Below are 11,607 nucleotides of genomic sequence, written 5' to 3'. Positions count from 1 at the left end.
AAACCCGCTTCGGCGGGTTTTTTCGTTCTAGTGCACCCTAACTGGAGAAAATGATGAGCCAAGTCACCGTGCGTTCCGTGGTCTATCAGATTGATGGCCAGTCTTATGAAAGCCGCCTGGCGTTCGATGCCAGCCAAAAGAACCCGCTGCCCGGCCTGCTGATGGCGCCGAACTGGATGGGGGTTAGTGCGGGTGCCGAGGAGATCGCCAAGAGCGTTGCCGCCAAGGGCTACGTGGTGCTGATCGCCGACCTCTACGGGCAAACCGTGCGCCCGTCGAATGGCGATGAAGCCGGTGCCGCAATGATGCCGTTGAAGAATGATCGCCCGTTGCTGAACAAACGCATGCAGGCTGCCCTTGAGCAGCTGCAGGGCCAGACCGAAGCGGCAGTGGACACCTCTAAGCTGGCCACCTTTGGTTTCTGCTTCGGCGGTTGCTGCTCCCTGGAGCTGGCACGTACCGGTGCGCCATTGAAGGCTGCCGTATCGTTCCACGGCACTCTCGACACGCCGAACCCGGCAGATGCGAAAAACATCAAGGGTTCAGTGCTGGTGCTGCACGGTGCTTCCGACCCGTTGGTGCCGAAAGAGCAACTGCCGGCGTTCGAAGATGAAATGAACGCGGCCGGCGTGGACTGGCAATTGCTGAGCTACGGCGGTGCGGTGCATTCCTTCACTGACCCGGATGCCAATGTGCCGGGCAAGATGATGTATGACGCCAAGACCGCTGCACGGGCGTTCCGGTCGATGCATAACTTGCTGGATGAAGTGTTCAAGGGCTGAATCTTCAGCGCCTGTTCCGGTGTCATCGGGGGCTTGCCCCCGATAGCTATCTCACCGGCAACTCAATTCTTTCGGTTTCACCCGGCACCGTCGGCCAGTCCCCAGCGGCCCAGCGCTGCCTGGCCTGCTCGATCTTCAACGGATCGCTCGCGACAAAATTCCAATTGATCCGCCGTGGCCCATCCAGCGGTGCTCCGCCAAACACCACCAAGTGGCAATCGCTTTCGGCGAACAGGGTCATTGCCTGCCCGGCCGGCAATACCACCAGGCTGTGCACCTCAAGCCGCTCACCCTCCAGCTGGGCTTCACCCTCCAGCACATACACCGCGCGTTCCTCGTGCTCGTCAGGAATCAGCAGGGTCGTGGCCGTTTGCATGTGTACATCTGCATACAACGTAGGCGACAGCACCGGCACCGGTGACTTGAGGCAGAAGCCACTGCCGGCGATCAGCCGAATCCGCACGCCCAGGTTGTCACTCACCGGCAGGCTCGCCGCAGGGTGATGGCTGTAGTGTCCAGGCCCCTCTTCGTGGTCCTTGGGCGATGCCAGCCACACTTGCAGGCCATGCATGCTGAAACCACGGGCCTTGAGTGCCTCGGGTGTGCGCTCGACATGGGCGATTGCACCGCCTGCGGTCATCCAGCTGACATCGCCGGCCTCTACCACTTGATCCGACCCCAGGCTGTCCTTGTGCTGCAGTGCGCCTTCGAACAGATAGGTGAGGGTGGACAGGCCGATATGCGGGTGCTGGCGGATGTTCATGCCGCTGCCCGGTGCATAGCGGGTCGGCAGCATATGGTCGAAAAATACTAAGGGCCCGACGCTGCGACATTCCCGCGAGGGCAGCGGGCGCAGGATCGGCTGGCCTTCGACATCTTCGGGGCGAGGGCGGATCACGGTGAGGGTGGTCATGGTGCGTCCCAGTCTGAGCGGGTTGGATAGTCTTGAGCATAACCCGCTCGACGGGAGGTTGCCGCTATTGGCTGAACGCGCCCTCCGAGAGGCGGGTTTCGATGGTGACCTCGGCGGTGGTCATCAGTTTGTGTACCGGGCAGCGATCGGCCACACGGTGCAACTCGTCGCGCTGCTCGTCGGTGAGTACACCCTTGAGCGTCAGCTTGACGTTGAGCTTGTATTTGCCCTTTTGCTCTTCGGTGGCGTCGTGGGTGACTTCCACGGTCACGCCGGTCAGGGGGATGTCTTTTTTCTGCGCATAGAGCTTGACCGTCAACGCCTTGCACGAAGCCAGTGCGGCATCGAAATAATCGTGGGGGGAGGGCGCTGAATCGTCGCCGCCCAGGCTTTTGGGCAGGTCAGTAAACAGCTCGTGGTTATTGATGTTGACGCTGTGGCGGAAGTTATCAGCGTTCAGCGTATTGACGGTAACAGGCATGGCGAACCTCACAAGGTGGCAGGATGAAGGTCATGCAGTTATAGAGCATGCTGGCACTTGGGTGTTCCGCGTTTTTTCCTGCTGAACCCCGATGTGTGGCGCACGGTCTACCCCTATCAGCCCCTATCGAGGTTTTATCGTGCCCTGGATCCGCCTGAGTCTTGCCCTATTGCTCACGACCGGCAGCCTTGCCGCACAGGCTCGCGAGTATGCCTACAGCGATGCGCACCTGCATTACGTGGATTTTTTCCAGGAAACGGCGGGGATGGACAAATTGCTCAAGGCGATGGCAGAAAATCGCATCGACCACGTAATGATTTCCGGTGTCCCAGTGGCCAAGAAATGGCACGAAGACGAACCCAAGCGTCCGCGTTACTACGCCGGTGATGACGCGGATGCCTATTGGTACAGCGCCACTGACGTGATTGTTGCCGCAGCGGTAAATAAACTGACACCTGAACAGCGCCAGCACTTTCATCCGTTTCTATCCGGCTTCAACCCCAACGACAAGAACTCGGATGCCCATATCCAGCGCATGCTCGACCTCAACCCGGGGCTCTGGCAGGGCATCGGTGAAGTCTTCACCCGTCACGACGACCTCACTGCCCTTACGGCGGGCGACACCCCGCGTGCCAATAACGAAGCCATGACGCGCATCTATCACTTGGCGGCGGAAAACGATTTGCCGGTGATGTTGCACTCCAACATCACCTCCAAACGCGAGCGCAATCCGCTGTATTTGGCCGAAATCGAAGAGCCGCTACGCAACCACCCGCACACCCGCTTTATCTGGGCTCACGCCGGCACCAGCAAGGAAATCCACCGCCATCAGGTGCAAATGGACTTTTTGCTGCCCACCTTGAACCGTATGCTCGAGGCCTACCCCAACCTGTATATCGACCTGTCCTGGAGCATGCTCACGCCTTACTTGCTGGATGATGGGGGCAAGCCTCGGCCGGAGTGGGTAACGCTGGTGGAGCGCTTCCCGGAGCGCTTTATGCTGGGTTCGGATGTCGTCGGGCGTTTCAACAAGCTGGGTAAGGAAATGCACCGCTTTGATGTCTTCCTTGATGCATTGCCGGAAGGCGTTGCCCAAAAAGTGGCGAGGGACAACTTCCTGGCCATCCTGCCTAAACCTCGCGGCGATGAGGGTGCGCGTTGATATTGCGTTTTCGTCTCACGCAAATGCGGTCTCAAATCCAGTCGCCCATAAAAAAGCCCCGATCCAGTCGGGGCTTTTTCATGTGATCAATCTGCGGGGCTTACTTACCCTGCCAGCGTTTCAGCACCAGGGTGGCGTTAGTGCCACCGAAGCCGAAGCTGTTGCTCATCACGGTGTCGACTTTGACGTTTTCAACCGTCTTGGTCAGGATCGGCATATCGGCAACGACTGGGTCGATCTCGTCGATGTTGGCCGAACCGGCCATGAAGTTGCCTTCCATCATCAGCAGGCAGTAGATCGCTTCGTGAACGCCGGCGGCGCCCAGGGAGTGGCCGGAGAGGCTCTTGGTAGAGCTGATTTTCGGAGCCTTGTCGCCGAATACCGCGCGTACACCTTCCATTTCCTTGGCGTCGCCGACCGGAGTCGAGGTGCCGTGGGTGTTCAGGTAGTCGATCGGGGTGTCCACGGTGGACATGGCCATCTGCATGCAGCGGATGGCGCCTTCACCGCTTGGCGCAACCATGTCGTAGCCATCGGAAGTGGCGCCGTAGCCGACGATTTCCGCGTAGATCTTGGCGCCACGGGCCAGGGCGTGCTCCAGCTCCTCGACCACCACCATGCCGCCACCGCCGGCGATGACGAAACCGTCACGCTTGGCGTCGTAGGCGCGGGAGGCCTTTTCCGGGGTTTCGTTGTACTGGGTGGACAGGGCCCCCATGGCGTCGAACAGGAACGACTGGCTCCAATGTTCTTCTTCACCGCCGCCGGCGAAGACGATGTCCTGCTTGCCCAGTTGGATCTGCTCGACGGCGGTGCCGATGCAGTGTGCACTGGTGGCGCATGCGGAGGAGATCGAGTAGTTCACGCCCTTGATCTGGAATGGCGTGGCCAGGCAGGCCGAAACGGTGCTGCCCATGGTCCGCGTGACACGGTACGGGCCAACGCGCTTCACGCCTTTTTCGCGCAGGATGTCCAGCGCTTCCATCTGGTTGAGGGTCGATGCGCCGCCGGAGCCGGCGATCAGGCCGGTGCGTACGTTCGATACCTGGTCTTCGCTCAGGCCGGAGTCGGCGATTGCGTCTTTCATGGCCAGGTAGGCGTAGGCGGCAGCGTGGCCCACGAAGCGATAGATCTTGCGATCGATCAGTTCTTCGAGGGGCAGGTCGATGGAGCCGGAAACCTGGCTACGCAGACCCATTTCGGCATATTCCGGGTTGAAGCGGATGCCAGGGCGACTTGCACGCAGGTTAGCGGTGACGGTCTCTTTGTCATTGCCCAGGCAAGAAACAATGCCCAGACCAGTGATAACGACGCGGCGCATGCGGATAACCCTTAAAAGTTGTCAGTGGAAGTAAATACGCCGACCCGAAGGCCTTCGGCAGTATAGATCTCGCGACCGTCGACAGTCACCGAACCGTCGGCGATGGCCAGGTTCAGCTTGCCCTTGAGGACGCGCTTGATTTGAATGTTGTAGGTGACTTTCTTGGCGGTCGGCAGGACCTGGCCAAAGAACTTCACTTCGCCCGAACCCAGGGCGCGGCCACGGCCTGGCAGGCCTTGCCAGCCCAGGTAGAAGCCGACCAGTTGCCACATGGCGTCGAGGCCCAGGCAGCCGGGCATGACAGGGTCACCTTCGAAGTGACAGGCGAAGAACCACAGGTCCGGGGTGATATCCAGCTCGGCGACCAATTCACCTTTGCCGTACTTGCCACCCTCTTCGCTGATATGGGTGATGCGATCCACCATCAGCATGTTCGGGGCGGGCAGTTGCGCGTTACCTGGGCCGAACAGCTCACCGCGACTGCAGCGCAGCAGGTCTTCCCGAGTAAAGGCGTTTTGTTTGGTCATGCGAGCTCCTCAATAATCCCATGCGGCAGGGTAGGGCAAATCTTCCCGAACCGAATGAAGCGTTCATGCCTCATGTCGGCAGCCTACACATAGACTATTGCGTTGTAGTGAAAGTCACAGCGGCAAGGTACTGAATGTACACTTGTTCACTGAAATTTTAAACCGAGCCTGTTCAGGGGCCCGTTCGGGTGCCTAAGACTGCCGCACTTTCGTCTTTCACGCCAGTCGGAGTTGGCTAGTGGCGCGCCGCTATTGCACCCAGCGCTGCAGGATTTGCTGCAGATCCGTGCGTTTGAACGGCTTGGCCAGGTAATCGTTCATTCCGGCCGCAAGGCAGGCTTCCCGGTCGCCCTGCAAGGCGTTTGCCGTCAGGGCGATGATCGGCAGGTCGGCGCAGCCGGGCAGTTGGCGAATCTGCCGGGTGGCTTCGTAGCCGTCGATCAGGGGCAGGCGACAATCCATCAGGATCGCGGTGAAGATCAGGCTCTCGGCACTGCGGATAGCCTCGGCGCCATCGGTGGCCAGGCTGACTTCAAAGCCCAGGCTGCGCAGCATGGCTTCGACCACGGTGCGGTTGACCGGATTGTCCTCCACCAGCAACACATGGCGACCCTCGCCGGTGCTGTGCTTGCCCTCGGCATCCAGGGCGATCGACGGCTGGCTGTGTGGGTCGATGGCCAGCGGGATCTCCAGGGTAAACACCGAGCCACGGCCTTCTTCGCTCTGCGCGCGCAGCGTGCCACCCATGCGTTCGGCCAGGGTACGGGCGATGGGCAGCCCGAGACCGGTACCGCCGTAACGTCTTGAAATGGAACTGTCGGCCTGCTGGAACGCATCGAACATCAATTCCAGGCGCTCGGCGGAAATCCCGATGCCGCTGTCACGCACGGTGCAGGTGAACCACACCAACTCATGGTCGAGCACCTGCCAGTGGGGCTCCACGCTGACGGTGCCGTGTTCGGTGAACTTCAAGGCATTGCCGATCAGGTTAACCAGGATCTGGCGGATCCGCGTCGGATCGCCCTGTACCCGCAGTGCGTCCATGCCGGGCGGGATCGGCAGCTTGAGCGCCAGCCCGCGCTGCTGGGCGCTGTGCTGGAAGGCCTGGGCGCAACTGTTGATCAGGTCGGCCAGGTTGAAGGGGATATGTTCCAGCTCCAGGGCCGCGCGTTCGATGCGCGAGAAGTCGAGAATGTCGTTGATCACCTTGAGCAAATGCTCGGTGGATTCGGAGGCCAGCGCCGCGTATTCGGTCTGTTCCTCGGTCATTTCGGTGGTTTCCAGCAGTTGCAGCATGCCCAGTACGCCGTTCATCGGCGTGCGCAGTTCGTGGCTCATCATGGCCAGGAAGTCTGACTTGGCGTTGTTGGCCCGTTCCGCCTCTTCGCGGGTCTGGATCAACTGGGCCATGGCCTGCTGTTGTTCGCGGCTGGCCTGGTTGAGGCCTTCGGCGAGGTTGTTGATATGCCGCGACAGGTCGCCCAGCTCCGAATCATCCACAATCGGCAGCGGCGTCTTGTAGTCGCCCTGCTGGATGGCCTTGACCGCATGGCCCATGGCGCTGATCGGTTGCGACAGGCTCGCCGCCAGGCGCCGGGCGAGCAGGAACGTAAACAGCAGGGCGAACAGCGCGAGGATACCGGCCTTGAACAGGATCTCCTGCTGACGCTGGCTGAAGGCGTCATTGGACATGCCGACGATCACCCGGCCCAGGTAGTCCGCGCGGGGGGCCTTGGGTTCGTTGAGGTTGTCCTGGAAAAAGTCATTGCCCAGCTGGATATGCTGCAGGCGGATCGGCGCCTGGAACACTTTTACCGACAGCGCGCGGTCATGTTTCTCCGCGGGTTGCTCGACGTACACGAGGATATTTTCGCTGCTGTCCTGGATCTCCAGGAAACGCACATGGGGCGTGGCCAGCGTGGCGCGCAGCAGGCTGTCGAGCACATCGTTGTTGCCCGAGATCACCCCATACTCGGTGGCCGGTGCCAGTTGGTTGGCGATCAATTGGCCGGTGTGGTCCAGTTCCTGGCGCAGGTCCTGGATACGCACGAAGGTGAAGAAGCTGATCAACAGCAACGTCAGCAACAGCGCCGGGCCCAGGGTGATGAGCTGGGTGCGGGTATTGATGTCCCAACGACGACGCAAGGTCATGGGCGTTTTTCTCCTTCGGCCATTCGGGCGGCGACGCTGGCTTCGTCCACCTGTTCGATGCCCAGTGAGCGTGCGACCTGCGCGTTGCCCACGACTTTGAAGCGTTCGGGGTACTGCGCGCGTGGCCAAGCGGCCGGCGGCTGGTCGAGCAAACGATCGAGTACCGCCAGCCAATCGTCCTGGTCGCTGTAGGTGCTGGCGAGGCTGCCGGCGCGCACAAACCCTGCATTGGGCCCGAACAGCGGCAATTGCTGGGCGTAGCTGCTCAGCAGCAGGTTTTTCGCGGTCTTCGGGTTGTACAGCTGCGGGTCATCGAGGCCGAGCAGCACGTCGCTGTTCCTGAACAGGGTTTGCAGCGGGCGACTGTCGTTAGTGTTGTCCCAACGCTGCGGCACGATCTCCAGCTCCAGGGCCGCCGCATGCTGGCGCAATTCGGGCAGCAGGAATTCACTGTCGGTGCCGTAGAGCACGCCGATACGCCGTGCCTGGGGCAGGACGCTGGTAATCAGGCGCAGTTGCCGCTCCAGCGGCGGGTCGCTCCACAACAGGCTGATCCGCGCGTGCCGTGAGGCCTCCGGGCGCTGATGGGCTTGGAGCCGACTGATGCGCAGTACCAGCGTCGGCGGCCCTTGGGTATCCCGCAGGCGCCAGTCGAGGCCGGGCAGGTCGAGCAGGATCAGGCGCGTGCCGGCGGGCAGCTGGCTGGGTGCCGGCAAGGCCTCAAGGGACGTGAAGGTGACGCGGTCTTCGGGGCGTTGCCGGGCCAGCGCCTGGGTAAAGGCCTGCACCCCGGCGCCGTCTTCGGCGGCGGTGAGCAGGATCTCGGCGCTCCATGCCGGTGCGCACAGCAACAGGCCGGCCAGCAGCCCGGCAAGTCGCCGCAGCCTATAGATAAAGAAGAAGGTCATCCGTGACGAGTCGCCCATGTCAGAACTCTAACTCCGCGCTGAAGTAGAGTACGTGACGATGGTCGTAAGTGTTGTCGGCCCAGGTGGTGGGCTGGTTATCGAGGCGTTGTTGCAACATGCCGGCCAGCTCCACGTTGGCTTTGCCCAGGGCAATGCGCTTGGCCACCCGCAGGTCGACCCGTTCGAAACGATATTGGTTGAGTGCGTCGTCGCCATAGTAGAACAGCGCGCTGGACCAACCTTGGCCCCATTCGCGCAACCAGCCGGCCGAGCCACTGTTACGCGCGGTCTGTGCTTTGTCCAGTGGATTGCTGGTGGTGGCGTCGACATACGCGTAAGTCAGCCGCAGGCGGTCGGCGTTGCTCACCCGCCAGTCGAACTGGGACTCGGCGCCGGTGAAGCGTGAGCTGTTGGCGTTGCTGGCAATGTACTGGTTATTGCGCAGCGGCGAGCTGATCATGTCGGTGATTTCGTCGTAGAACACCTTCACGTCCATGTTCAGCCCGATGTCGGCAAAGAAACCGTTGTAGCCCAGTTCCCGCGAGCGCATCAGTTCTTTGTCGAGGTTGCCCGGGCCCCGAGTCTTCACGAAGTACTGCCCGGAACTCTGCCCATAGGTCGGTGAGCTGAGGTTGGTGACGCGGTAGCTCCAGTTGACATTGTTCTCGAACATGTCCGGCGAACGGATGGCTTCCGAGTACACCGCGCGCAAGCCGTGGCGCGGGTTGATCAAATAGTTGACCGCCACCCTGGGCGTCAGCGAAGGGCCGCTCAGGTGCGTGTCCTCGAACATGGCGCCGCCTTGCAGCAGCCAATGCTCACTGGCGCGCCATTCCAACTGACCGAACAGCCGCCAGGTGGTGTCGTCCAGGGTGCCGTTGAAGTAGGTATCGGAGTCGGCGCGGTCGTAGCGGTAGTTCATGCCGCTGACCAGGCGCAGGCTGTCGGACAGGCTGAGGGTATCCTGGATTTCCACGTCGTAGCGGCTTTCGCGGGTGCTCTGGTCGATGTCACCGCATACGCTCTGGTTGGCGCCGTTGCGCCACTGGTCCAGTACCTGGTTGGCCAAGGCTTGTTCGGCGGCGCTGCCCGGTGGCGCGGTGCCCTGGCTGTAGGTGTCCATATGCCGGGCCAGCCGTTCGGCATAGTTGGGGTTGAGCTGCCACAACTGGGTCAGCTCGGGGCTGAACGAGACCTTGGCGTCACAGGCCTTCCAGATTTGCCGGCGGTCCCACTGCTGGGCCGAGCCTTGGATATACAGGCTGTGCTCGGGGTTGAAATCAAAGTTCCAGCGCAGGGAACCGGCGTAGTCCTTGGCCGTGACATCGGAATTGTCGCCGCCCTCGGTAATCCCGGCGAATACGGGGGTGTAGGTGTAAGGGCGCTGGTTGGTGCCTTCCTTGGCATTCAGTTGCCAGTCGATACTCTGTTGCGCGTTCAAGGTCTGGCTCACCGCCAGGCTGAAGCGGTTGAGGCGACGGCCGTCCCGGCGGTCGGCGCCAACGGCATCGCTGTCAAAGCCATCGTCCTGTTGCCCGGACAGCGACAGGCGCAGATCGCCGGTTTCCCAGCCCACGCCCTGGCTGGCATAAAAGTCATTGATACCGCGCTCACCGCGAATCACCTTCACCCGTGAGCCATGGCTGTTGGCCGGTGAGCGCGTGAGGATATTGACCACCGCCATCAAGGCATTCGCCCCGTAGCTGACGGTATTGGGGCCGCGGAAGACCTCGATGCGCTCGATGTCTTCCATCGCCACCGGAATGTCGCTCCAGTCCACTGTGGCCAGGCCAGCACGGTACACAGAACGCCCGTCGATCAACACCTGCATGCGTCGCGCGTCGCTGGCACTGGTGCCGTGGTAGTTCACCGCCGCCTGGTTGCCGGTGGTGTAGCCGACCATCATCCCCGGCACCAGGCGCAGCAGCTCGCTGATGTCCCTTGCGCCGCTGGCTTTGATCAACTCGCTGTCGATCACGGTCATGCTGCCCGGCACGGCGGCGGCCGATTGCTTGAGACGCGTAGCGGTCAATACCTGCGGCAGCGGCTGGCTGTCGAGGAACAGGTCGTCAGCCAGCGCAGGTGCACTGCACAACAGCATAAGCAGTAGGGATGAACGGGAAGGAGGGCCCAAATACACGACATGGCCTTGATAGTGACGGATAGCCGCCCATGTTAACTGAGGTGAGGCTATTTGCCAGTCGTCGCCCTTGCAATTCCGTCACACGGACATGGCATTTTCCGACAAGTGCACGATTTGATACGGGGGCTGGCCGCAAGCGGGTCGCCCCGTATAATGCCGCCATCGCCACTGGTATGGATTAACGGATTGCATATGACTGAACAGCGCCCTATTGCGGTCCTGGGAGGCGGAAGTTTTGGTACCGCCGTGGCTAACCTGCTGGCCGAGAACGGTCATGCAGTGCGCCAGTGGATGCGCGATCCCGAGCAGGCCGAGGCCATTCGCGTACACCGTGAAAATCCTCGTTATCTTAAAGGCATCAAGATTCATCCGGCGGTCGAGCCGGTCACCGACCTGTTGGCCACCCTGGCGGACTGCGACCTGTGCTTTGTTGCGCTGCCTTCCAGCGCCTTGCGCGCGGTGCTGGCGCCCCATGCCGAGCGCCTGGCGGGCAAGCTGCTGGTCAGCCTGACCAAGGGCATCGAGGCGCAGACCTTCAAGCTGATGAGCGAAATCCTCGCCGAGATCGCCCCCCAGGCGCGCATTGGCGTGCTGTCCGGGCCGAACCTGGCGCGGGAAGTCGCCGAGCACGCGCTGACCGCCACGGTGATCGCCAGCGAGGACGAGGAGCTATGCGAGCGCGTCCAGGCGGTGCTACATGGCCGGACCTTCCGCGTATACGCCAGTGGCGACCGCTTTGGCGTGGAACTGGGCGGGGCGCTGAAAAACGTCTACGCGATCATCGCCGGCATGGCGGTGGCGCTGGGTATGGGTGAAAACACCAAGAGCATGCTGATTACCCGCGCCCTGGCGGAAATGACCCGCTTCGCGGTAAACCAGGGCGCCAACCCCATGACTTTCCTGGGCCTGGCCGGCGTGGGCGACTTGATCGTCACCTGCTCGTCGCCGAAAAGCCGCAACTACCAGGTGGGTTTCGCCCTGGGCCAGGGCCTGAGCCTGGAAGACGCCGTGACGCGCCTGGGCGAAGTGGCCGAAGGGGTCAACACCCTCAAGGTGCTCAAGGCCAAGGCCCAGGAAGTCGGCGTGTACATGCCGCTGGTCGCCGGGCTGCACGCGATCCTGTTTGAAGGGCGCACCTTGAACCAGGTCATCGAGTTGCTGATGCGGGCCGAGCCCAAAACCGACGTCGACTTTATTTCCACCAGTGGTTTCAACTGAG

General features: G+C 61.7%; 10 protein-coding genes. 3 read left to right on the top strand and 7 right to left on the bottom strand.

What is annotated here, in order from left to right; genetic code table 11:
• Nucleotides 1-53: 53 nt before the first annotated feature.
• The gene (locus BM416_RS29585; protein ID WP_092490340.1) at nucleotides 54-782 is read left to right on the top strand and encodes a dienelactone hydrolase family protein; all 729 of its coding nucleotides are present in this window, start codon (nucleotides 54-56) and stop codon (nucleotides 780-782) included.
• 46 nt (nucleotides 783-828) lie between these two features.
• Here BM416_RS29585 and BM416_RS29580 read toward each other — a convergent pair whose 3' ends face one another.
• A complete protein-coding gene (locus BM416_RS29580) occupies nucleotides 829-1,695 on the bottom strand; it encodes a pirin family protein (RefSeq protein WP_092490339.1) in 867 nt (288 codons plus the stop codon).
• Nucleotides 1,696-1,759: 64 nt separating this feature from the next.
• Complete coding sequence (locus BM416_RS29575) at nucleotides 1,760-2,176, bottom strand: OsmC family protein (protein WP_092490338.1); 417 nt, start codon at nucleotides 2,174-2,176, stop codon at nucleotides 1,760-1,762.
• Nucleotides 2,177-2,315: 139 nt separating this feature from the next.
• On the opposite strand from BM416_RS29575, the gene BM416_RS29570 reads away from it, so the two are divergent.
• A complete protein-coding gene (locus BM416_RS29570) occupies nucleotides 2,316-3,338 on the top strand; it encodes an amidohydrolase family protein (RefSeq protein ID WP_092490337.1) in 1,023 nt (340 codons plus the stop codon).
• Between the two features lie 100 nt (nucleotides 3,339-3,438).
• Here the strand turns inward: BM416_RS29570 and fabB are convergent, their stop codons facing one another.
• From fabB to BM416_RS29545, 5 genes are all read right to left on the bottom strand, one after another.
• Nucleotides 3,439-4,659 (bottom strand): beta-ketoacyl-ACP synthase I, encoded by a 1,221-nt coding sequence (gene fabB / locus BM416_RS29565; protein WP_074844724.1) that lies wholly within the window; start codon nucleotides 4,657-4,659, stop codon nucleotides 3,439-3,441.
• Between the two features lie 11 nt (nucleotides 4,660-4,670).
• Nucleotides 4,671-5,186, bottom strand: a complete 516-nt coding sequence (fabA, locus tag BM416_RS29560) for a 3-hydroxyacyl-[acyl-carrier-protein] dehydratase FabA (RefSeq protein WP_003210552.1) — start codon at nucleotides 5,184-5,186, stop codon at nucleotides 4,671-4,673.
• A 249-nt stretch (nucleotides 5,187-5,435) separates the two neighbouring features.
• A complete protein-coding gene (locus BM416_RS29555) occupies nucleotides 5,436-7,337 on the bottom strand; it encodes an ATP-binding protein (protein ID WP_092490336.1) in 1,902 nt (633 codons plus the stop codon).
• Nucleotides 7,334-8,263 (bottom strand): ABC transporter substrate-binding protein, encoded by a 930-nt coding sequence (locus BM416_RS29550; RefSeq protein ID WP_092490335.1) that lies wholly within the window; start codon nucleotides 8,261-8,263, stop codon nucleotides 7,334-7,336. The genes BM416_RS29555 and BM416_RS29550 overlap by 4 nt, the downstream gene beginning before the upstream one ends.
• A gap of 1 nt (nucleotide 8,264) precedes the next feature.
• Nucleotides 8,265-10,385, bottom strand: a complete 2,121-nt coding sequence (locus BM416_RS29545; RefSeq protein ID WP_371856077.1) for a TonB-dependent receptor plug domain-containing protein — start codon at nucleotides 10,383-10,385, stop codon at nucleotides 8,265-8,267.
• Between the two features lie 195 nt (nucleotides 10,386-10,580).
• Between BM416_RS29545 and BM416_RS29540 the strand changes: the two genes are divergently transcribed.
• Nucleotides 10,581-11,606, top strand: coding sequence for an NAD(P)H-dependent glycerol-3-phosphate dehydrogenase (locus tag BM416_RS29540; protein ID WP_092490333.1), 1,026 nt, complete (start codon nucleotides 10,581-10,583; stop codon nucleotides 11,604-11,606).
• Nucleotide 11,607 lies beyond the last annotated feature (1 nt).

This window comes from Pseudomonas sp. NFACC42-2, from assembly GCF_900116055.1.
Lineage (GTDB): Bacteria > Pseudomonadota > Gammaproteobacteria > Pseudomonadales > Pseudomonadaceae > Aquipseudomonas > Aquipseudomonas marginalis.
This window is presented reverse-complemented; position numbering and strand designations above follow the sequence as displayed.